Consider the following 21,690-nt stretch of genomic DNA (forward strand, 5'->3'; position numbering starts at 1 on the left):
ACGGCGTCATTGGTGATGACCACCGTTACGTCTGTGGAGTTCGGTCAAGGGGCCGTACGCCTCCCAGCCGAGCGCTTGAAGGGCTTCGGGCAGCGTCGCGGAGGCGGCCGACGACACCTGCAGACTGACTGTGCCGCTGGGCGTTCCCATGGCGTGGTCGAGCACGATGTCCTCGACGTTCACCCCGGCCGCGCTCACATCCGCCAGCAGACGTGCCAGCGCGCCCGAGTTGTCCCCGACGACGACATGCACCTCCGCGAACGGCTGGCGCGGGGAGCCGTGTTTGCCGGGGAGTCTGTCGTGTCCCGCACGCCCCCGGCCGAGGATGTCCAGCAGGGACACCGTGGCCTCCTCCCATGCCTGCGCGAGCATCGACGGACAGGAGGAAGCCACGGCGAGCAGCGCGGACGTCACGCGCTGGAGATCCAGGGCGATCTCGCCGAGTACCCCGGCGACGGCCCCGGCGTTGGAGACCAGGATGTCGGCCCAGAGCCGCGGGTCGCCTCCGGAGATCCTCACCACGTCCTGCAGGCCCTGGCCCACGAGCATCATCTCGGTCTGGCCCAGGTGCTCCAGGCGTGCGGCAGTCAGGGCGGAGATCAGATGCGGTGTGTGGGACACGAGGGCCATGGCCCGGTCGTGGGCGTCGGCCGCCATCACCACAGGCACGGCGCCACATAGAGCGATCAGTTCCCGGACCGATCGTTCGGTCACCGCCGAGGTGGCCCGGGTGGGCGTGATGATCCACGGGCGGCCCTCGAAGAGGCCGGGCTTCGCGGCCCAGGGGCCAGAGCGCTCACGTCCGGCCATCGGGTGTCCGCCCAGATACGAGGACATGTCACACCCTGCGTCCGAACTGGCCTGTTCCACAGCTTCCTTGACACTGGAGACGTCGGTGTAGGCCCGCGCCGCTCCGGCGGCCTGCGCCGCGGCCAGCTCGGTCGCCATCTGGGCAGGTGGAACCGCGACAACGGCCAGGTCGACGGGCCCGCGCGGCTGCTCCACCGTGCCGGCGCCGAGTGCTTGCGCGGTCAGGGCCGCAGAGGGGTCGGTATCCCGCAGGTGGACCTTCACGCCCTGCCTGCTGATGGCCAGTGCCACCGACGTCCCGATGAGTCCGGCCCCGATGACCAGCACCGTCGTGAGTCCCGCGGGAGGCGATGACGTGCTCCCGTCCTGCGCGTTACCGATGGCCAGGTTCGTGGCAGCCATCACCGTTCCAGCGCTTTGGGACGACCGGTGAGCGCCAGCGGCAGGCTGCTGTAGCCGCGCAGGAACGTCGAGTACACCGCTTGTGGCTCGCCGGCCAGCTCGATCGAGTCGACGGTGTTGACCAGTGTGTTCAGCACCGCGGTGATCTCGGCGCGGCCGAGGTAGGCGCCGAGGCAGAAGTGCGGTCCGTGGCCGAGTGACAGGTGCTTGTTGGGTTTACGGGCGAGGTCGAAGTCGCCGGGGTCGGGGAACACCGACTCGTCGCGGTTGGCAGCGATGGTCCACGCCGTGACCAGATCTCCGGCCCGGATCAGCTGACCGCCGAGATGGACGTCGGCCCTGGCGGTACGTCCGATGTGCATGACCGGAGTCGACCAGCGCAGGATTTCGTCGACCGCGGTCGACTGCGACACACGGGCTTCCTTGAGCGCCCGCCACTGCTCAGGTCGTCGGGCGAACTCCAGCAGGGCGCTGACCATCGCCAGCCGACTGGTGTGGTCACCGGCGAGGATGAAACCGTAAATGTTGACGATCACTTCGTCGTCCGTGAGCGGTTCACCGTCGACCAGGCAGTTCACCATGACACTTACCAGGTCGTCCTGCGGATCGGCCCTTCGCTGCTCCATCAACTGCATGCAGTGGAGCAGCAGTTCGTTGCGTGCGAGCCAGGTGTCCTCCTCTGTCTGGCCGACCTCGTCGGAGCTGAGCGCGTCGCGGCTCAGCTCCAGCAGCCGTTCGTGGTCTTCCGGCGGAAAGCCGAGCAGATCGCAGATGGTGCCGATGGGAATCGGCTCGGCGACCTCCCTGGCGAAGTCGAATTCGCCGATCCCGATCCTCGCCCCGATCAGGTGGTCCGTTCGCTCCTGGAGGCGGTCGGCGATCAGCGCGCGAATGCGGGGCGTGAACGCCTTGAGGAAATTGGTCCGCAGGGCTTTGTGCCGTGGGTTGTCGGTGAGTGCGAGTATCTTGCCGGACGCCGGATCGCCGCCCGCCTTGAGTAGCGAGGGCAGCATGTTTCCAGGAACGGAGCTGAACCGGTCGTCGCTGAACAGCGACAGTACGTCCGCATATCGTGACAGCGCCCAGAACTCCGGACCGAACGACGTCTTCGGGTGACGCCAGACGGGCCGTTCGGCACGTATCCGCTGCCATGTCCCGTCCATGTCGAGCCGTACGAACGTCGCGGGGTCGGCAAGGTTGACCTCACCCAGGTCAGCCGGGACACCTGTCTGCGTCACGGTCACGACGAGATCTCCTTCAGGGACTGGGTGAGCATGGGGCCGATGACCGAGAGAGCCTGCGGGGTCATCATGCGCAGATGGTCGACGGGAGCGACCTGTCGGTCGATCCGGCCGGTCACATAGGGTTTCCAGTACTCGGCGAGCCCTGAGGGCTCGCCGTCCGCGCCGGTCGCCTCGACGAAGAGCAGGTCGCCGTCGAAAGCGGCGGGCGTCGCCCCCGCGTTGAGCATGAGGTTGTTCGACGTGATCTCCAGGACCGCCGCGACGGTGCGCTCGTCGAGACTGCTGATGATTCCCGGGCGTTCCCTGAGGATCTCCAGTACCCGCGATGGCGGGAGGAGCCCGTCACCGGCTTCCAGCCGGAAGGAGTCGATACCGTCAAAGGCCAGTGTCAGCAGCTCACGTGAGGTGTAGGCGCGGTGTGTGCCATGCAGCCGGTCATAGCGGGAGTCCAGGACGCCGAGGAAGGCCACGTGCTCGCCCTGCTCCCGCAGCCGGACCGCGAGAGAGTGGGCGACTGTCCCGCCGAAGGACCAGCCGGCCAGGTGGTACGGCCCAGCGGCCTGGATCCTGCGGATCTGGCCAAGGTAGTCCTCGGTCATCTCGGCCAGTGTCGAAGGCAGCTTCGCTCCCCCCGCCAGACCTCGGGCCTGAAGCCCGTACACCGGGTGATCGCCGGGTATATACCGCAGCAGGCCCGAATAGCACCATGCCGTGCCGCTGCCCGGATGCACGCAGAACAGCGGTGGGCGGCTGCCCGCGGAACGTAGCGTGAGTACGGGATCCAGGGCCCTTTCGCTGTCCTGGCCGCCCTCGAAGAGCAGCCGGGCGAGCCCCGCGGCCGTCGGTGCGTCGAGCAGGCTGCGCATGGACAGCCGGACGCCCAGAACGGCGCGGATGTGACTTACCAGCCGGGTCGCTAGCAGGGAGTGCCCGCCGAGGTCGAAGAAACTGTCGTCGACGCCGACCCGCTCGGCGCCCAGCACCTCGGCGAACAGCGTGCACAGGATCTGTTCCTGAGCGGTACGCGGGCCACGGTACAGAGCAGGACCTTCGAAAATGGGCTCGGGCAGGGCCCGGTAGTCCAGTTTGCCGTTGGGAGTCAGCGGGAGTTCATCGATCCTGACGAAGACCGAGGGCACCATGTACTCGGGCAGCTTCGCGGCGAGGAAGTCGCGAAGACCGGTGCTGTCGGATGTGGCCCGTCCCACCACATAGGCGACGAGCCGTTTGTCGCCGGGACTCACCTCACGGGCGACCACGGCGACATCGGAAAGATCCGGATGGGTCGCGAGCACCGACTCGATCTCGGGCAGCTCGACCCGGAAACCACGGATCTTCACCTGGTCGTCCACCCGGCCAAGGAACTCCAGTGTCCCGTCGGCGGACGAGCGGACCATGTCTCCCGTGCGGTACATCCGTGAGCCCGGCGGCCCGAATGGATCGGGAACGAACCGCTCGGCGGTCAGAGCCGACCGGCCGTAGTAGCCACGTGCCACGCCTGCCCCGGCGATATACAACTCGCCGGCCGTGCCTGCGGCCACCACGGCGAGCTTCGCGTCCAGTATGTACACCCGAACGCCGTCAAGGGGCAGCCCGATAGGGACGCTCGCTCCGACAGCTTCGGCAGAGCTCAGCTTGTGGTGGGTCGCGAACAGCGTGGTCTCCGTCGGGCCGTACATCGCCCGTACCGCGGTGCCTGGGCAGTGCTCGAGTACCTTGCGCACCGCGGCCGGAGAGACGACGTCACCGCCGGTCAGGACCTCGCGCAGACCGGCAAACACTTCGGGTGCCGCTTCGGCCACCACCCGGAACAGTCCGGCGGTCACGTGAAGTCCGGTGATCCGCTCAGCAGCCAGGGTCTGCGCGAGCGTCGCGGCGTCGAGGCCGGTGGTCGCAGCGATGACGGTGGTGCCGCCGTGCAGCAGTGGCACCCACGCCTCGTAGGTGAAGACGTCAAAGGCGTAGGGGGCGATCATCAGCACGCGGTCCCGGTGCCCCGTGGCGAACAACGGGTCCGTCGCAAGCGCGACAACATCCCCATGCGTCACCCCGACTCCCTTGGGCAAGCCCGTAGAACCGGACGTGAACATGATGTATGCCAGCCGGTCCGGATGCCTCGCCACCGCCGGATCAGTCGCCGGCAGTCCGTCCAGATGCGGGTCGTCGTCGACGACCACCGTGGTGTGACGGCCGGCCGGCAGAGCTGATGTGCTCGTGGCCCGGTCGGTCAGCAACACCTGCACCCCGCTCGTGCGCAGGATCCACTCCATGCGTTCCCGGGGGAAACCGCTGTGCAGCGGCAGATACACGCCCCCCGCCTTGAGCACGGCCAGAGTCGCGACCACAACATCCGTGGTTCGCTCCGTTAGGATCGCCACCGGCTGCTCCGGCACGACCCCGAGCCGGAGCAGCCGATGAGCCAGCCGGTTGGCCGCCTGATCCAGTTCCTGGTAAGTCAGTTCCCGGCCCGCCGAGCGAACGGCTGGGTCATCCGGCGACCGGGCCGCCTGGGCCGCGAAAGCCTCGTGCACCGATTCCGCGTGTTCCGCAGCCGGTGGTGCTGCAAGCAGAGAAGTCATCACATGGCCGCCCATCTGTGGTCGTTCGGCAAGCGTTTCCAGGATGTTGGGCCCGCCCGCGCGTGTCATCCGCGATAACCGCATGGTTACGTCGCCCCCCGGTTATCCGGCGTAACTGCGGTCATTGCCGTTGTTCGAGGTGCTCGACGTCGGGGACGTTGGTGCCACCGACGCTCCTGTGCCTACCGAATGGGAGAAGCCCGCAGTGAATCCGTTTGACGATCCGGACGCCATGTTCCTGGTGCTCGTGAACGACGAGGGGCAGCACTCGCTCTGGCCCGACCTCCGCGAGGCGCCGGCAGGCTGGCACGTGGCGCACGAGAAGGACTCGCGGGACGCATGCCTGAAATACGTCGAGCAGAACTGGACCGACATGAGGCCCACGAGCCTGGTCACCGCGATGGAGAAGTCCGGATCATGACCGATACACATGCGCCTGCGGCGCTCCTCGATGACTTCCTGACCCTGGCGGACGACAGCTGTGTGGCCGTGCTGCCACACGTGCTGCGGATCACGGCCCAACTCGGCATCGCCGAGGTCATCGCGGCAGGGATCTGCTCAGTGCAGGAGATCGCCGCCGAGACCGACACCGACCCCGCCGCACTACGCCGGCTCCTGCGGGCTTTGGCGTCCGTAGGCGTGGTCGACGAAGAACAACCCGGTCTTTTCCGGCTGACCGGGGCCGGGCACCGGCTGCGTGCCGACGCCGAGAACAGTGTCCGCGAGTCGATACTGAACACCGATTCACAGCGCGCCTGGCTCGGTGCCCTGGAAACGTTCCGCACCGGACGGCCTGTCTTCGACAATACCCACGGCGCGGAATTTTTCGAGCACAAGGACGCCGACATACAGGCGAATCGTGCCTTCCTTCGGCGTATGCGGGAACGGGCGGGACGGTTGTACGGGCAGTTCGTCACCGTGCCCGACTGGTCGCAGTCCGAGACCGTCATGGACATCGGTGGCGGCGACGGCTTCGTAATCGATCGCGTACTGCGGGAAGCAGGGCACCTCAAGGGCATTCTCTTCGACCGGCCCCCGGTCGTCGATGGGGTCAGGGAATACCCGCACTTGGTCGCGCTGGGCGAGCGAGTCCGGTTGGAGGGGGGCGACTTCTTCGAAACGCTCCCGGAGGGGGCGGACACGCACTTGCTCTGCGGTGTGCTGCATGACTGGACCGACGAACAGGTGCTCACGATCCTCAGCAACAGCAGGGCCGCACTGCGTCAGGGAGGGAGGCTCATCATCATTGACATGGTTCTGCCTCCCGACAACCGGTGGCATCCAAGCGTCTGGAGCGACATCTCCATGATGGTGCTCATGAACGGCCGAGAGCGCACGGAGTCCGACTTCGAGAACCTGCTGCGGCAAGCCGGTTTCGCGATGTCCTCGGTGACCCCTGTCCCCCATTCTTACTTCTCGCTGGTCGAAGCCAAGTGAGCCCGTTTCACGAGAGCGAATCAATCATGGCCCACCCCGCTGTGCTCGGAGCGAGCACCGGGGACGAGCTGGCGGACGACTCGGTGAGGCCTTTGAAGATGCGGGTCTTCGGGACGACGGTCGCCTTGCACGGGGCACGGGAACTGCCGTTGGGCCCGCCGCGCCGTCGCGCCCTGCTGGGACTGCTTCTGGTACGGCTGGGGCAGGTCGTCCCCGTGCCGCAGCTCATCGATGAATTGTGGGGCGACCGTCCACCTCAGCGCCCAACGGCCACCCTGCACACGTACATCAGTCAACTGCGCCGTGCGCTCAGCCTGAGCGCGGGGCCGGCGGGGTCATCGACGCTGGTGCGCTATCAGGCGCCCGGCTATGTCCTCACGCTCAGCCCGGAACAAGTGGATGCCTACCGGTTCGAGCGGCTGGTGATCCAGGCTAGGCGCGACATGACGGCGAGGGACTACCGGGCGGCCCGCGACCAGCTCGCCGCCGCGCTGGCGTTGTGGCGGGGCGACCCCTACCTGGATCTCGTCGACTACGCGCCGATGGCCGAGGAGAGCACCCGGTTGGAGCAGACGCGGCTGACCGCGGTAGAGCTGCAGGCAGAGACGTACCTGGCACTCGGGGAGGACGATGCCGTCGTGGCGCGGCTCTACCCGGAGGCTCAGCGGTATCCGATGCGCGAGTGCTTGATCGGATATCTGATGACCGGTCTGTACCGGCTGGGACGGCAGTCCGACGCGCTGAAGTTGTTCGAGCGCACGCGCGCCCATCTGGCGGATGAGCTGGGTGTCGACGCCGGCGCCGAACTCCAGCGGATCCACACCTCCATACTGCGGCAGGACCTGACGTTCGGCGACCACGCCGCCGTGCACGTGGGCGTGCGCGAGGAAAGAGTCGACGCGGCGCCCTTACCGCTTACTGAGGCCCCGACGAGTGGCGACCGCGGCGAGGAGGCCGTGGCCTCCGGCTCGCACACATGGCCGGTCGCTTTCGGTGAGCAGGCGGAGCCAAGTGAGGAGGCGCGAGTTCCGCACGGTCTGCCATCGTTGCCGTTCGTCGGCCGGAACTACGAACTGGCTGTGCTGACGGCGTGGGCGAGCGCCGCCTTGTCCGGCGAGGGCGGTCTGGCGGCCGTGACGGGTCAGGCCGGGATCGGCAAGACCGAGCTCACGGCGGAAGTCGCGCGGGGGGTGCGGGAGGCCGGGCGGGAGGTGATCAGTGTCTCCTTCCGCAGCGAGAACGGTCCTGCCTACGGGATGTGGGCCCCGATACTGCGGCAGCTGTCCAACTCACGCCCCGAGGCGTTCCGTGCGGCCGGGGCACGTTATGGTCGTGTGCTCGGCGGACTCCTGCCCGCCTTGTCACTGGGCACGACGCAGGCTGTGCCGGACGAGCAACCGCCCCCGCAGGCGCCGTTTCTCGTCGAGGACGCGGTGTGCTCCGTCCTTGCCGCGCTGGCCAGGCAGCAGCCTCTCCTTCTCGTGCTGGACGATCTGCAGTCGGCGGACTACTTCTCGTTGAACCTGCTGCACCAACTGGTGTGCCGTCTCCCCGACGTGCCGCTGGGCATCCTGGTGACCAGCGCCGAACCGGGCGCAATGGCCGAGAGCCCGTCGCACGCGGCGCTGAAGCAGGTGTTGGGTCACACCCGGGCGTGGACATTGCGGCTTGGGGGCCTGTCCGAGCACGCGGTCGCGGCCTTGGTCGCCGCCCAGGTCGAGGCCGACGTCGAGGCCGAAGCGATCCTGGCACTGCACAAACGCAGTGAGGGCAACCCATACGCGCTGCGGCAGCTGCTGTCCCTGGCCTGAGAAAGCCTGACGTCTCAGCATCCTGAAGCCGTGCGGGGAGAGATCGCCTGCGAGAGCCGCTCCAAGGGGACGGACGAGTCCCAAAGAACAGATCCGGGCCGCGTACCTCACTCCGCCGAACGTGGAGCCGATCATGATCCGTCGCCTTTTGTCCTGCGCCCGACAGACCCACCCCGCCATGGGTCGCACAGCAATTGTCGCCGGTCACCGTGGAGTGAGCCACGACAAGCCGTGCGGCAAGGGTTGTCAGGGCCGCGGCCTGGGCATTCCGCACGCCTGATCGGCTGCACCAGGTGGCGCGAACCCACCCCGCAGCGGCCTCACCGCGTCGAGCGGTTGCGGACTTTCTTGCGCAGGTGTGCGTACCGGAGGCCGCGCCGAACACCAGTACGTCGGCAACGTCGTGCAGTATCCATCGGCGATGGCCTCCTCTACCTACAACAACGGGGTCACCGACGGCGGCACGGAGCACAGCACGCGCGTCGAAGGAGCTCTCGGACATGTGCCGCCGGCTCGGCGTGACCCGCTCGTGCCGCCGGCACCGGTGACCCTCCTCCCGCACGGCGGGGACCGTCGACCGGCCCGCTGCGGCGCTTCGCCCTTTCGGCCATCGAGGCAGGTGGACCGTCGAACTGAGCGTCGACGAGGCTCCCTTGCGGACCGCCGGATGTCGGTCGAGCTTCTGTCCTGCCGGGAGCCTCGTCGCCGTATCCTGAGATCATCTGGCACAGCGTTGGATCGGAGTCGGTCACACCCGGGCGGCGTCGGCGCTCTGCTGACCGGACCGGGTCAGCCCGCAGGTGCGGCAGACGTAGTTCCATCCGTCCTTGAGCGTCATGGCGTTACCGCATACGGAACATGTGAACGACTGGGGCGCGTCCACCACGTGCTGGTAGGTGACCTGCGGTTGCCCCGCGATGTCCCGCCATTCGCAGAAACCGCCGGCCAGCGTTTCCAGGAAGCTCATCACTCGGAGTGCCGCCGCGAGATCGCACCGCTGCGGAGGCCTCTTGGAACGCACCGAATCGACGAAGTGGCGCATCTGGTGGTAGTAGCCCTGCACGAAGTGGGAACCGCCATGCAGATTCCCGAGGGAGAATTCAGGCTCCCAGATGCGTGGGCCGTGATCGGGCGGCGAGGCGACGCCCACCGGCGGGAGGTAGCTGGTGCTCGTGCCGTACGGCCCCCGGTCACCCGGCGGGTAGTACCGCAGGTAAGCGCCGTTCTCCAGAACGGCGTTGGCGCCCTCGCCGACGACTTCGAACCGTTCGACCGGGGAAAGCCCCGATGCCGCGCTGGAAAGGCTGATCGTCCCGATGGTGCCGTCGGCGTGCTGGTTCACCACTATGCCCGCACCTGAGGGCCCGCGGACGACCTGGATCTGGGAGGCCGATCCGACGACGTAGTCGAGCACTGACGCCACATGTACGAAGTCGTCCAGGAAGCGACGCCCGGACGGGGAGCGGAGGTTGCCGATCTCGGCGGGCAGGTCGACGTCGTAGGTGTAGGTGTACTGGGTGATCCGACCGAAGTCCGGCAGCGCGGTGAGCTGCTTCAGTCGGTCGACGGCGGGCGAGAACACCTTCTTGAAGCCGACCTGCGCGAACGTACCCCCCTCCCGTGCCGCGTCGATCATCTGCCGCACCCCGAGCGTGTCGGCCGCGGGCGGCTTCTCCATCCACACCGGCAGGCCCCGGCGCAGGATCTCCGCGACGACGGGCGGGTACAGGGGCTCACCGCTCTCGTCGTCGAACCCGACGACCACGATCACCCCGTCCAGGTCCTCACTGGACAGCATCTCGTGGAGATCGGTATGCCACGTCGCATCGGAGCCCGCCGCCCGCGCGTAGAGGCGCGCCTTCTCCTCGTTGTGGTCGCAGAAGCTCGCAATGACCGCTTCAGGGATCTGCCGCAGCGGCGGGAGGACGTTGCGGTAGGTGTGGCCGCCGCAGCCGACGACGCCGAGTCTTACCGGCCGCAGCGAGCGGATCTCACCTTCGCCACCGAGTACTGTCACTTCACGTTCTGACGACATTGCATTCCTTTCCGGTCTGCCGCGTCGGCCGGACGTACGGCCGCAGGACGACTTCGTTGGTGTGCAGGGAAGATCCAGGGGCGGCCAGACGCAGTATCTCCGCGGCGACCTCGTCCGGATCCATCTTGGGGCGCGACCGTCTGCCGGCCGAGACCATCGGTGTGTCCATCAGGCCCGGCTGAACGACGCACACGCGCACGCCCAGCGGCTCGACCTCGGTCCGTACAGCCTCCGCCAGCGCGGACACAGCGTGTTTCGTGACCGAGTAGAGATCGCCTGGCACGATGCTCCGGCCGACGACCGAGCCGATGAGAAACAGGCTGCCGCCCGCTTCCATCAGCGCCGGCAGCAGCTCACGCACCACCGCCGCCGTGCCGAACACGTTCACCAGGACCGTCTCCCGCCACCGTTCCAGCGCCCCACTCGGCGTGACGAAGCTGTCTCCGGCGACCTGCCCCGCCGCAGCGACGACGGCATCGAGGCGCGAGGTGATCGCCGCTGTCTCGGTGGCCAGCCGACGGATGTCGTCGGCGTCGCCGAGGTCGGCGGTGATCGCGGTGACCCGGCCCGACTCTCCCAGCTCGGCGGCCAGGGACCGGAGCCTGTGCTCGTCACGTCCGGACACGATGGTGTGGTAGCCCGCTGCGCAGAACACCCTCGCGAGCGCGCTGCCGAGTCCTCCGGTCGCGCCGGTTATCAGGCAGTACCGTTCGTCGCTGCTCAACTCCCCCATGGTCGTCCCCCTTCCGTGGTTGCCGACCGGCGGATCCGTTCCGAGTAGAGGGCCTCGGTGAGGCCGCCGATGGAGCGCTGATACAGGCGCACCAAGAGCAGCGGGTGCGCACCATGTCGGTGCAGGAAGCCCACATCGCCGTCGGCGATGGCCTGCTTCTCCGCGCGCGTCAGGTCGTATGGGCCGAGCGCCACAGGCAGGTCGTCCTGAGCTCCCGCGCAGTGTGCCGGGTCGAGGGTGAGCCGATGGCAGAACTTGTTGATGGCGTAGACCGACATCCCTATCTCTCCTCCCAGGTTCCGAAGGCGAACGCTTCGCCGGAGCGGTGGTCGAGCCGGGGAGACAGGTTCGCGCCCGCCGGTCCCGCGGCACCGATCATGGTGATCCAGCTGAGCACTTCACCAGCCACTGTGCCCGCGTCGCGGAGCATGCCGGGGGTGGACTCGGCCAGCAGTGACTCGATGTCCCCACGTGTGAGCAGCTCGGCGATCCTGCCCGCCCAGTCCGGGCGGGGGACCGACCACGCGCGCCCCGCATCGACGCGGGGGCCGCCCACCTCCTGGGAGAAGCTGCCGCTCGCGACCACGGCGACCCGACGGTCACCGGCCAGCGCCTCGACTGCTGTCCCCAAGGAACGCCCCAGTTCGTGGCAGCGTTGTGCGGACGGCAGCGGTGCCACGTACGCGTTGATGTTCACCACCACAACCGGGACGCCCTTGTGGTTGAGGAAGTGCAGCGGCACGATCACGCTGTGGTCGACGTCGATCTCCTGGCACAGCACGAGGTCGTAGTCGTCACGCACCAGGAATTCCGCGAGCGCTCGCGCGGCGCCGGTGTCGGTCGGCAGCGGTGCGGCCGTGAGCCCCGGAACATCGTCCATCGGACCGGACATCAGCTCCCCGATGCCGATCGAGAAGGTGGGCAATCGGTCGAGGAAGAACGCGTTCAGGTGGTCGTTGGCGATCACCACGAGCAGATCCGGCTCGGTGCGTTCGAGCACGGCGCGTACGGCTTCGTAGCGGCTGCGCACGTCGTGGTCGCCCTCCGCCACCAGCTTCGGGAATACGGGTACGTGAGGAACGCCCACACCGCAGACGATGTGTGAGGTCGGCACGGTCAGCGCCCGTTCCCTGCTCCGCCCGGCCACACCGGCGTGAGCCAGCCGGCCCGGGCCGGGCGCCTGCCACGCAGGACCGACTCGTACTCCGCTCGCAGCCGCGCCGTGAGTGGGCCGATATCACCGTCGCCGATGACGTGACCGTCTATCTCGACGATCGGCAGCACCTCCGACGAGGTGCCGACGAACACGAACTCGTCGGCGAGGTACGCGTCCGAGCGCTCGATGGCCCGTTCTTGCACGGGGACACCCAGTTCCGTGCTCAGCAGGTCCAGTACCGTCGCGCGGGTGACACCGTCCAGGATGCCGCTGTCGAGTCCCGGTGTGTGGAAGACGCCGCCGGAGAACATCCCGATGGTGGCACCGGAGCTTTCGGTCAGCTGGTTACGGCTGTTGAGGAAGATCGGCCAGTCCGCGCCACGGCGCTGCGCGTCGATGTTGCCGAGGCGGCCGTTGTGGTAGTTGGCGAACGCCTTCACCTGGGGAGGCATCGAGTTGCCGCTGATGCGCTCCCACGAGGCGATGGCGGCCTTCCTGGTGCGGGGCTCGGAGAGAGCGCTGTTGAACGCCCAACTGTCGATGACCACTTCGCACTTCGCGCCTTCGGGCACCATCTGCTCGATGGGGTTGCCGTCGATGAAGCACCAGGGACGGATATGGACATCGCCACGGACCTCGTTGCGCCGCAGCAGTTCCAGCGTGGCGGACTCCAGCTCGTCGACGGTGTGGCTGACGGTCAGGTAGGACAGTTGCGCCGAGCGGAGCAGGCGTTGCAGGTGATCACGCAGCCGGAAGACGTAGAGCTGCTGGTCGGTGTCGCTCCAGTACGCGTTGATCCCTTCGAAGACGGCGGACACCGAAGCGTGTCCGACGGCGCGGACGTGCACGGTGGCATCTGCCGACGGGACGATTCGGCCGGAGCGCCAGAGGTAGGGGTTGCCGGGGTTGTGAGCAGTCATTGGTGGGGGTGTCCGATCCATGTGGGCGACAGTGAAACCGTGGTGTAGGCCGGAACGGCGAGCCGACCGGGTTGGGTGTGTTCGAAGATCTCCACCCCGTCGGAGGTGCCGACCTCCTTGAATCCCAGGAAGGAGTAGGCGATGCGCATCTGGCGGTTCCGGCCGTTGGGCCGGTACCGCGCCCGGATGGGGACCTTGTCGGCATGTGCGAGCCCGGCGACGACGGCGATGAGCGCGGTTCCCACATTGCGGCCCATCACCCGGCACGACATGAGCAGCAACTCGATCGACCAGTGGTCGTCGTGACGCCGCAGCAGGCACAGGCCGATCCTGCCGTAGTCACCGAAGCGGTCACTCAACTCCGCCAGCACAACGCGGTGTTCCGGGTCGTTCACATAGTCGGCCAGCTCCTCGGCGGAGTACGTCTGCCCGGTGGTGTTGAGCTGATTGGTGCGTTCGGTGAGTTCCGCGGCTCGGCCGAGGTCGTCGGCGTCCGCGTCGCGGACGGTCAGTACCATGTTCAGCGACGCCAAGAACTCCGACGATGTTCCCTTGAAGGTCTCTTCCGCCGCCTTGCGGTGCGAGTCCTCCCGATAGGCGCTCGGCCGCCTGGCCGCGTCGGGCGTCACCTCTGACGGTACGAGGCGGTGGTCCGCGTCGAGTTTCAGGAACTCCTGGAGCGAGTAGCAGCGCACACCGGGTACGCCGGCCGCCACTTCCCCACGCTCGAACTCCGAGTCGTCGAGGAAGATGACGGAGTCGGCGCCGATGTTCAGCAGCTCGATGATCCGCTGCACCGATCCCGACTTCGCCGACCAGGAGATCTGCGGATACACGAACATCTCGTGCAGACCGTTCGTCGTCAACTGCTGCCAGGCGTCGTCGTGGTCGTTCTTGCTCGCCACCGACTGGACGACTCCCCCGCATTCCAGCCGGTCGACCAGCTCGCGTGCTTCGGGGAACACCGCGACATCGTCGCCCTCGGGCAGGACTCCGTCCCACAAGGTGTTGTCCAGATCCCATATGACGCACTTGAGGACGCCGCTCACACCGGCTCCCCTTCCTCGGCGCCGGCGTGCGCCCGTATAAGGTTTCCGCCGAGCGCGGTGAGCAGGGCTTCCGCGCTGCCCTCGATCGTGCGGTACACGTTCGCCTCCAGTGCGTGGCGTACCGCCCGCGAGCCGGTGACGAGCCCGCCGGCCCCTTCAAAACGCAGTGCGTCGTCGGTCGCCGAGCCGACCGCGTCCGCGGCGGCCACCTTGGCGGCGATGGCCTGGGTAGGGGCGTCATGAGAGTGAGCGTCGATGGCCACCGCCGCTTGTTCCGTGAGCAGCCATGCCGCGCTGTTGGCGACATGGGCCCGGGCCACGGCATGAGAAACCAACTGGTAGTCGGCGAGGAGCCGGTCACCGACCGCCCGCTGCCGCACGTGGGTGAGCATCCGGTCGTGCGCGGCGGACGCAACGCCCAAGGCACCGGCGGCGACCAGCACCCGTCCGACACTCAAGCACGAGGTCGCCACCCACAGCATGCCGAAACCGTCGGGCCCGAGCCTGGCTTCCGACGCGACCGGGCAGTCCTGCAGTGCGACTGTGGCCATCGCGGTGGCGCGGAATGCGCTCATCGAGGGTTTCGCGGTGACCGTCAGGCCGGGGGCGTTCCGTTCCACCAGGACGGCGACCGAGCCGATCCGTGACCGCGCGAAGACGACGAACAGGCCCGCGCGGGCGGCCGAGCTGACCCAGCACTTGGTCCCGGTCACGCGCACACCGCCGTCGTCCTCGACCGCGAGGGTGCGTATCTGGTCGAAGCTGCTGCCCCCGTCGGGCTCGCTCAGTGCGAACGCGCCGAGGGTCTCGCCGGTCGCCATGGAGGGGAACCACTGCTGGCGGAGCGCTGAACGGCCGTACCGGGCAATCGCGTGGACGGCCATCTCATGCACGATGAGGGTGCTCTGCAGGCTGGCAGAGAGCGCGGCGACGCGGCGGTGCAGGCGGATCCTTTCGTGCAGCGGTAGCCCGAGCCCCCCGTAGTTCTCGGGCACGGCCAGTGCGAACAGGCCGCGCCGCGCGCACTCCTGGTACAGCTCGTCCGGGATGCGCTCGGACTCCTCCGCTTCGGCGAGCTGTTGGGCGAAGGCCGGCGAGTCCAGTAAGGCTTCGACGTCCGCGACGGCAGGCGCCGTCGAAGTGGTCACTGTGAGCTCGCCTTCGACCGCACGAGAGCGGTGATCGCCTGTGCCGAGTCGAAGTTCGCCAGGTCGATCTCGCCGTCCTCGACGGCCACGCCGAGTTCGTTCTCGACGAAGTGGATGAGCTGCACCGCGGCGAGCGACTCGAGCAGCCCGGAACTGATGAGCGCCTCGTCGGCCTCGACCCGCCGTCCTACGAGCTTGCTGACGAATCCGACGACCTTGTTCTGTACGTCGTAGTCGATCGTTGCATTCGAAGTCATTTCAGAATTCCTTACCGTATTCGTAGAATCCCCGCCCGGTTTTCATGCCCAGCTCCCCTGTTCGCATTTTCTTCAGCAGGTGCGCAGAAGGCTCGAACATGGGGTCGTCCAAGGCCTCGCGCAGAACGTCGAGCGTGCGGACGACGGTGTCGATGCCGATGAGGTCGGCCGTGCGCAGCGGCCCCATTGTGTGGCCGAGGCAGCCCTTGAACAGCTCGTCGATCTGGTGCGGTTCGGCGACGCCCTCATGGACCAGCTGGGCGGCCTGGTTCACCACCTCCATGAGGATCCGGTTGATCACGAACCCGGGACTGTCATTGACCACGACGCCTTTCTTTCCCATGGCGGTCAGGAATGCGCGCACCGACTGAATCGTGTCGTCCGACGTGGCCGGTCCCCGGACCACCTCGACCATGTCGATCGCCGACACGGGGTTCATGAAGTGGACGCCGACGACTCGCGATTCGTCGGGAGCCACCGAGCCGAGCCGGGCGATAGGGATGGCCGAGGTGTTGGCCGCGATGTATGCCTCTTTGACACCCAGGATCCGCAGGGTGTCGTACACCTCTCGTTTGACCGCCCATTCCTCGGTGACGTTTTCGATGACGAGGCCGGCGCCGACGGCGTCGGCCAGGTCCTCGGACAGAGTGAGTCGCTCAAGGTCCACGGGGGTGTGGTCAGGTTGAGCGAACCGCATCAGCCGCTGGTGGCGCCGCAATGCCGCCTGGACCTGCGACCAGTCCTTGTCCTTACGGTCGATGAGCGTGACGCGGTGTCCGGCTTGCAGGCACGCGTGGGCCACGCTCGTGCCGATGACACCCGCGCCCAAGACCGCGACCATATCTGGCATCAGTGCTTCCTCTCCTGTGCGATCCGTTCCCGGGTGATCCATGCGTGGATCGAAGTGGCCATGCCCTGCAGCGAACCGGACTCGAACACGACCGTCCCCGGGACCGCGGTCCCTGAGTACTCCTGCACCATCGCGATAAGGTGACGGCCGAGCAGGGAATCTCCGCCCATATCGAAGAAGTGGGCGTCCGGGTCGACCTCGGCGAGGCCGAGCAGTGCGCACCACATCAGGCCCAATTGGTCGGTGAGCGACTGCAGTCCGATCTCGGCACGTTCCGGTCGCCCGTCCGCAACCGGCTCGTCCGGTCCCGCCCGGTGCGGTTGTGCCGACTCCGGTGCGGCCGCCGCGCCTCTCGGGTCGAACACACTGCGGTGCAGCGACGGGGCGGCTTCTGGTTCTGCGATCGCCTCCGAGGCGGATTCCCACGACGGCCATATGGGCTCGTGTCCGCGCATCCACAAAGAGGCCAGTGCCTGTTCGTACACGGTGAGATCCGGTACGCCCTCGTACGAGGCTCGAGCCACACGGATCGACTCGAGCCCTTCCGCCGTCTGTGCGGCCCACGGGCGGATGTTGCCCGGCCCGATCTCGACCAGCACCCGATAGCGGCCGGCGACGGTACGCAGCGCGCTTCGGAACTGCACGGCGGCCGTGAGCTGGCGCTGCCAGTACTCCGCATCGAGAGCGGCACCGACCGACCACGTACCGGTGACACCGGAGGCGATGTCGATGTCGGAAGTCCCGAAACTGCGGTCCCGCAGCATCTCCCGCAGCTGGACGCTCGCGTCGCTCAACTGGTCGTTGTGGAAGGCCAGTCCGGAGTCGATCTGCTGGAAGACGATCCCCTGCGCGTCCAGTACCCGCTGGACCTCTTCGGCCGCGTCGGCGGGTCCGGACACCGTGCAACTCTGCGCGCTGTTGTCCGCAGCCAAGGTCATCCGGCCGTTGAGCAGCGGGACCACCTCGTCCGCGGGAGCGGCGACGGCGATCGTCGCGCCCGGCCCGCTTTCCCTGATCAGTTCGGCCCGTTTCGCAATCAGCTCGACGGCGTCCCGCTTGCGCAGCACGCCCGCCACGGTGGCAGCCGTCCACTCGCCCAGCGAATGCCCGAGCACGGCCGCGGGGCGGATGCCGGCTGCCGCGAACATGTCGACGTAGGCCAACTGGACGGCGAACAGCGCCAGGTGCCGGCCGGGCAGGGAATCGAGCGCGCCCGGTCGCTGTGCGCCGCCCGTGCCGCGGACCATCCTCAGCAGATCGAGGCTGTGTGACGGTTCCGCGTCCGGCTGCGGGGCGGTAGTGAAGACCTCGGAGATGTCCACCCCGCGATCCGCGGCCAACCGCACCGATTCCTCGATGCTGCGGCGGAACACCGCGGACGTCTTGACCAGTCCGGCTCCCATGCCGATGTACTCGCTGCCCACCCCGGGGAAGGCGAACACGATCTTGTCGGGCCGCTTCGGTACCCGTCCGGCGGGCGCGGCGAACACCCCGCTTCCGGGGCCGCCGTCCAGCCTGACGAACCGGCGGTAGCGGTGTGGGTGGGCCCTGCGCTGGGTGCGGTGGGCGAGGGGAGCGGCAGCCTCAGGACGTGACCCGAGCAGGTCGCGGACGTGCTCGGTGTCGGCGTCGAGCGTGTCGAGTCGGTGACTGGACAGGAGCACCACGCCGCGGGTTCCGCCCTGTGCCGGGGCACGCTCGGGTGGGGCCTCCAGCACCAGGTGGCAGTTCGACCCGCCGAGTCCGAACGCGCTGACCCCCGCGACACGGCCGGGGGCGACGTCGATGGTCTGTGCCTTGGAGACCGGGCGGACCGCAGAGTCATCGACGTGCATTTCCGCTGGAAGCGTTGCGAAGTTCGCGGTCGGCGGGACGAGGCCGTGCCGCAGGCTGTAGACGGCCTTCAGCAGCCCGGCGAACCCGGCGGCCTCCCTGGTGTGCCCGATGTTCCCCTTCACCGCGCCGACGTACAGCGGGCGGTCGTTGCGGCGGAACACCTTCTGTAGCGTCGACCACTCCACCGCGTCACCGAGTCGCGTGGCGGTGCCGTGGCTCTCCACGTAGGAAACCGCGTTCGGGTCGACGTTGGCGGCATGCAGGGCCGCGCGGATGACGGCCTCCTGGCTGGCTGAACTCACGCTCGCGAAGCCGGGCTTGGCGCCGTCGTTGTTCGTCGCGCTGCCGCGGATGACGGCGAGTACGTCGTCGCCGGCGGCGAGTGCGTCGTCCAGGCGTTTGAGGACCAGGGCGCCCGCCCCGTCCGCGGGTACGGTTCCACCCGCCATCGCGTCGAAGGGACGGCACACCCCGTCCACGGAACTGATGCTGCCCGGTACGGCCCAGTACCCGCGCCACTCGGGGAAGCGGATCGCCGACACACCGACGAGTGCCGTGTCGGCCTCACCGGCCAGCAGTGCTCGGCAGCCCAGGTGGGCGGCGACCAGTGCCGTCGAGCAGGCGGCCAGCACGTTGACCGCGGGGCCCTTGAGGTCGAGCCGGTAGGCGATCTTCCCCGCCGCGTAGTCACGTGCCGTGCCCAACTCGACGGCGAAGTCGTCGACACCCGGTGTGCCTGCCAGGTGGCGTCGTACCACCTCGTCGTAGGAGGTGGGGCCCGTCCCGACGAACACCGCTGTCCGTGCCCGTCCGGCGGCGGGGACTGCCGCCCGGTGCAGCGCTTCGTCCGCCAGTTCGAGCAACGTCCGGTGCTGGGGATCGGTGAGCATCGCCTCGGCGGCCGACATGCCGAACCGCTGGTGGTCGAACGCGGTGGCCGCGTCGATGGCGCCGTACGCGGAGATGAAGCGGGCATTGTCCGGAGTACCAAGCGGGTGCTGGCCGAAGTCCGGCGCGCTGTCCGCCGTACGCCTGATGGCATCCGTGCCGTCCTGCAGGCTGTCCCAGTAGGACTGCGGGCAGTTACCGCCCGGCAGCCGGAGCGCCGCCGAGACGATCGCCACCCTGCCGCCCCAGGACGTCACCTCGTTGTCACCGTTCACCATGGCCTCCCGACGACTTCCACTGCTCGGCGAAGTCCCGGACGGTCGGCGTCTGGAGCAGCATGGCCAGGTCGATGCGGTCGCCCAGCGCCTCTTCGAGGGCTATGCGCAGGAGCATCACCTTCAGGGAGTCACCTCCCAGGTCGAGGAACGAGTCCTCCACTCCGATCTCGCGCAGCCCCAGAACGTTGGACCACACCGTCGCGACGGTGAGCTCGACGTGGTCCTCGGGTGGTTCCGGCGGCGCCAGGAAATCGGGGCGTGCTCTGAGCTGCGTGGCGAAGGCCGCCCGGTCCAGTTTGCCGCTGCCGAGCAGGGGCAGGTCGGCGACCGGGACGATGTAGGTGGGCACCATGTACGGCGGCAGCAGGTCGAAGAGGAAGCGCTTGAGCCCGGGGACGTCGAGCACGCCGTCCATCGGCACGACGTACGCCACGAGCAGGTTCCCCTGGTCGGCGTCGGGCAGACTGGCGACGGCGGTGGCCGCGACGTTGTGGTGGCCACGGATCGCGTGCTCCACCTCGGTGGGCTCGACCCGCTGTCCGCGGATCTTGATCTGCGCATCCGCCCTGCCGACGAACTCGACCTGGCCGTCCGGGCGGAAGCGCGCAAGGTCCCCGGTGCGGAACAGCACCGGAGCGTGCTGCGGGTCGAAGGGATTGGGTACGAAGCGGTCGTCGGTGAGCTGCGGCCGGTTGAGGTACCCGTCGGCGAGTCCCGGCCCGCCGGCGTAGAGTTCCCCGACGAATCCCGGCGGCCTCAGGCGACCTGCGGAGTCGCACACGTACAGCCGCATGTCGATGGGCCTGCCGACGGTCGACGTCTTCTCGTCGTCGGGCAGTGCCTCTCCCCGGTGGCACACATAGTCGGCCTCGGCCAGGGTGTACGTCACGTGCACCGCGATGCCGAGATCCCGGAACTGCCGTTCCAGGTCGAGGTCGACCACCTCGCCCGCGGTGAACAGGTGCCGGATCGGCAGGCCCGGCACGCGAAAGCGGGGATTGGCCAGCAACACCCGCATCATCGAGGGTACGAAGCTGCATACGGTGATGCCGTGGGTGCGGATGAGGTGGTCGAGGTACGCGTCGTCGCGCTCTCCACCGGGACGGGCCACGACTATCGTCCCGCCGGTCGCGAGAGCCCAGTAGAACTCCCGGAAGAACGGCACCGACTTCATCAAGTGCCGGTCGCCACCGTCGAGTTGGTAGAGCCGCTGCTCCAAGAAGATCCGTGTCGTGTGCATCCGGTGAGGGCGGACCACCCCCTTCGGCTCTCCGGTCGAGCCGGAGGTGAACAGGATGTACGCGGCCGTGCTCTCGTCGGCGATGTCATCGATGGGGGCGTCCGGGACGGACATGTCTTCGAGGAGGTCTTCCAGGACAAACGTCGGCGCTTGAAAATCCGGCCGGGGCGCGTGCCGCGAGGACACGACGGCGGCAGGGGCGGAGATCTCGCATATCCGCTGGGCCCGGGCCGACGGTGTCGACGGGTCCACGTACAGGAAGGCGGCGCCCGCCTTCATGATGCCGATCTTCACCGTCAAGGTCTCGATCGACCGCGGTCCTGTGCAGAGGACCGGTGCGCCGGCGCCGGGCAGCAGCGGGCGCAGCCGCCGTGCGACGCGGTTGGATGCGAGGTCGAGCTCGCGGTAGGTCACACTCCGCTCGCCGTCGATGATGGCGATGGCGTCCGGCGTGCGCCGGGCCTGTTCGGCGAACATGGCGTGCAGGGTGGTGTCCGGATACCGCACCTGCGGCCCGTTCCACTCCCGAAGGAGAAGTTCGCGTTCGCGTTCGGTCAGCACGTCGAGGTCGCCGAACCGGTCCTGCGGGCGGATGGCAGCCGCGCGCAGGACGACCTGTATGTGCTCCATCACCTGGTCGAGGTCGTCCGGGGCCCCTTCGTGCAGCAGCGCGGTCACCTCGGTGCCGTCCTCGCCCGGTGACGGCACGAGGGTCGCTCGCAGCGGAACCCGGCCGCCAGGAGCGGATCGCAGAGCCACGACCACGGAACCCGGGGTACTGCCGGTCGCGGTGGTGAGAACGTCCCCGAGGCGGTAGCTGTCCGGGTCTTGCACCTCGGGGGCCGCCACCAGCGAGCCGTCAGGCAGTACATGGTGGACGGACGGGGGCAGGCCGTACCGGTGCAGGAGCAGCCCGACCGTCGTCGCCAGAGCGTGCGCCAGGTCGAGATCCGGCCCGGTTGCCGTCAAGGGGCCGATGCGGTAGGCGCGTTCGGCCACCAGGGTCGATGTCATCGT

17 protein-coding genes are annotated in these 21,690 nt (G+C 68.1%); 3 read left to right on the forward strand and 14 right to left on the reverse strand.

Going from position 1 to position 21,690, the window contains the following annotated elements; all coding sequences use genetic code 11:
- Nucleotides 1–6: 6 nt before the first annotated feature.
- From H293_RS50745 to H293_RS50750, 3 genes are read right to left on the reverse strand one after another with little or no spacing between them, the layout of a single operon-like run.
- Entirely contained in the window at nucleotides 7–1,212 is a 1,206-nt protein-coding gene (locus H293_RS50745; RefSeq protein ID WP_020123024.1) for a prephenate dehydrogenase, read from the reverse strand.
- On the reverse strand, nucleotides 1,212–2,456 hold the full coding sequence (locus H293_RS0138010; protein WP_020123025.1) for a cytochrome P450: 1,245 nt from the start codon (nucleotides 2,454–2,456) through the stop codon (nucleotides 1,212–1,214). The genes H293_RS50745 and H293_RS0138010 overlap by 1 nt, the downstream gene beginning before the upstream one ends.
- Nucleotides 2,453–5,119 carry an amino acid adenylation domain-containing protein gene (locus H293_RS50750; protein WP_078612785.1) on the reverse strand — a complete coding sequence of 889 codons (2,667 nt, stop codon included), beginning with the start codon at nucleotides 5,117–5,119 and terminating at the stop codon, nucleotides 2,453–2,455. The genes H293_RS0138010 and H293_RS50750 overlap by 4 nt, the downstream gene beginning before the upstream one ends.
- A 121-nt stretch (nucleotides 5,120–5,240) precedes the next feature.
- Between H293_RS50750 and H293_RS0138020 the strand changes: the two genes are divergently transcribed.
- From H293_RS0138020 to H293_RS50755, 3 genes are all read left to right on the forward strand, one after another.
- Nucleotides 5,241–5,456 carry an MbtH family protein gene (locus H293_RS0138020; protein ID WP_020123027.1) on the forward strand — a complete coding sequence of 72 codons (216 nt, stop codon included), beginning with the start codon at nucleotides 5,241–5,243 and terminating at the stop codon, nucleotides 5,454–5,456.
- Nucleotides 5,453–6,472, forward strand: coding sequence for a methyltransferase (locus H293_RS0138025; protein ID WP_020123028.1), 1,020 nt, complete (start codon nucleotides 5,453–5,455; stop codon nucleotides 6,470–6,472). Before H293_RS0138020 ends, H293_RS0138025 begins: the two co-directional genes overlap by 4 nt.
- A gap of 98 nt (nucleotides 6,473–6,570) precedes the next feature.
- On the forward strand, nucleotides 6,571–8,283 hold the full coding sequence (locus H293_RS50755) for a BTAD domain-containing putative transcriptional regulator (protein ID WP_033416124.1): 1,713 nt from the start codon (nucleotides 6,571–6,573) through the stop codon (nucleotides 8,281–8,283).
- 748 nt (nucleotides 8,284–9,031) lie between these two features.
- Here the strand turns inward: H293_RS50755 and H293_RS0138035 are convergent.
- From H293_RS0138035 to H293_RS0138085, 11 genes are read right to left on the reverse strand one after another with little or no spacing between them, the layout of a single operon-like run.
- Nucleotides 9,032–10,300: a Gfo/Idh/MocA family protein gene (locus H293_RS0138035; RefSeq protein WP_020123030.1), complete on the reverse strand. Its 1,269-nt coding sequence runs from the start codon at nucleotides 10,298–10,300 to the stop codon at nucleotides 9,032–9,034.
- 1 nt (nucleotide 10,301) lies between these two features.
- Nucleotides 10,302–11,051, reverse strand: coding sequence for an SDR family NAD(P)-dependent oxidoreductase (locus H293_RS50760; RefSeq protein ID WP_020123031.1), 750 nt, complete (start codon nucleotides 11,049–11,051; stop codon nucleotides 10,302–10,304).
- Complete coding sequence (locus H293_RS0138045) at nucleotides 11,039–11,329, reverse strand: hypothetical protein (protein WP_020123032.1); 291 nt, start codon at nucleotides 11,327–11,329, stop codon at nucleotides 11,039–11,041. Before H293_RS0138045 ends, H293_RS50760 begins: the two co-directional genes overlap by 13 nt.
- Before the next feature lie 2 nt (nucleotides 11,330–11,331).
- Nucleotides 11,332–12,138: a DODA-type extradiol aromatic ring-opening family dioxygenase gene (locus H293_RS53900; protein ID WP_158694490.1), complete on the reverse strand. Its 807-nt coding sequence runs from the start codon at nucleotides 12,136–12,138 to the stop codon at nucleotides 11,332–11,334.
- Nucleotides 12,139–12,167: 29 nt separating this feature from the next.
- A complete protein-coding gene (locus tag H293_RS0138055) occupies nucleotides 12,168–13,127 on the reverse strand; it encodes an aminotransferase class IV (RefSeq protein WP_020123034.1) in 960 nt (319 codons plus the stop codon).
- Entirely contained in the window at nucleotides 13,124–14,176 is a 1,053-nt protein-coding gene (locus H293_RS0138060) for an HAD-IIIC family phosphatase (protein WP_020123035.1), read from the reverse strand. Before H293_RS0138060 ends, H293_RS0138055 begins: the two co-directional genes overlap by 4 nt.
- Nucleotides 14,173–15,324: an acyl-CoA dehydrogenase family protein gene (locus tag H293_RS0138065; RefSeq protein ID WP_020123036.1), complete on the reverse strand. Its 1,152-nt coding sequence runs from the start codon at nucleotides 15,322–15,324 to the stop codon at nucleotides 14,173–14,175. The genes H293_RS0138060 and H293_RS0138065 overlap by 4 nt, the downstream gene beginning before the upstream one ends.
- Nucleotides 15,321–15,581 (reverse strand): hypothetical protein, encoded by a 261-nt coding sequence (locus H293_RS0138070; RefSeq protein ID WP_020123037.1) that lies wholly within the window; start codon nucleotides 15,579–15,581, stop codon nucleotides 15,321–15,323. The genes H293_RS0138065 and H293_RS0138070 overlap by 4 nt, the downstream gene beginning before the upstream one ends.
- A gap of 1 nt (nucleotide 15,582) precedes the next feature.
- On the reverse strand, nucleotides 15,583–16,431 hold the full coding sequence (locus H293_RS0138075) for a 3-hydroxyacyl-CoA dehydrogenase family protein (protein ID WP_028808544.1): 849 nt from the start codon (nucleotides 16,429–16,431) through the stop codon (nucleotides 15,583–15,585).
- Complete coding sequence (locus H293_RS0138080) at nucleotides 16,431–19,433, reverse strand: beta-ketoacyl synthase N-terminal-like domain-containing protein (RefSeq protein ID WP_020123039.1); 3,003 nt, start codon at nucleotides 19,431–19,433, stop codon at nucleotides 16,431–16,433. The genes H293_RS0138075 and H293_RS0138080 overlap by 1 nt, the downstream gene beginning before the upstream one ends.
- On the reverse strand, nucleotides 19,420–21,687 hold the full coding sequence (locus H293_RS0138085) for a non-ribosomal peptide synthetase (protein WP_020123040.1): 2,268 nt from the start codon (nucleotides 21,685–21,687) through the stop codon (nucleotides 19,420–19,422). The genes H293_RS0138080 and H293_RS0138085 overlap by 14 nt, the downstream gene beginning before the upstream one ends.
- Nucleotides 21,688–21,690 lie beyond the last annotated feature (3 nt).

The sequence above is a fragment of the Streptomyces canus 299MFChir4.1 genome, assembly GCF_000383615.1.
Classification (GTDB): domain Bacteria; phylum Actinomycetota; class Actinomycetes; order Streptomycetales; family Streptomycetaceae; genus Streptomyces; species Streptomyces canus_C.

What these genes read in the sequence shown, in the direction of transcription:
- H293_RS50750 (WP_078612785.1), bottom strand. Translation starts at nt 5,119, where the DNA reads ATGCGGTTATCGCGGATGACACGCGCGGGCGGGCCCAACATCCTGGAA.
- H293_RS50755 (WP_033416124.1), top strand. Translation starts at nt 6,571, where the DNA reads ATGCGGGTCTTCGGGACGACGGTCGCCTTGCACGGGGCACGGGAACTG.
- H293_RS0138045 (WP_020123032.1), bottom strand. Translation starts at nt 11,329, where the DNA reads ATGTCGGTCTACGCCATCAACAAGTTCTGCCATCGGCTCACCCTCGAC.
- H293_RS0138080 (WP_020123039.1), bottom strand. Translation starts at nt 19,433, where the DNA reads ATGGTGAACGGTGACAACGAGGTGACGTCCTGGGGCGGCAGGGTGGCG.
- H293_RS0138075 (WP_028808544.1), bottom strand. Translation starts at nt 16,431, where the DNA reads ATGCCAGATATGGTCGCGGTCTTGGGCGCGGGTGTCATCGGCACGAGC.
- H293_RS0138025 (WP_020123028.1), top strand. Translation starts at nt 5,453, where the DNA reads ATGACCGATACACATGCGCCTGCGGCGCTCCTCGATGACTTCCTGACC.
- H293_RS0138055 (WP_020123034.1), bottom strand. Translation starts at nt 13,127, where the DNA reads ATGACTGCTCACAACCCCGGCAACCCCTACCTCTGGCGCTCCGGCCGA.
- H293_RS50745 (WP_020123024.1), bottom strand. Translation starts at nt 1,212, where the DNA reads ATGGCTGCCACGAACCTGGCCATCGGTAACGCGCAGGACGGGAGCACG.
- H293_RS0138070 (WP_020123037.1), bottom strand. Translation starts at nt 15,581, where the DNA reads ATGACTTCGAATGCAACGATCGACTACGACGTACAGAACAAGGTCGTC.
- H293_RS0138085 (WP_020123040.1), bottom strand. Translation starts at nt 21,687, where the DNA reads ATGACATCGACCCTGGTGGCCGAACGCGCCTACCGCATCGGCCCCTTG.
- H293_RS50760 (WP_020123031.1), bottom strand. Translation starts at nt 11,051, where the DNA reads ATGGGGGAGTTGAGCAGCGACGAACGGTACTGCCTGATAACCGGCGCG.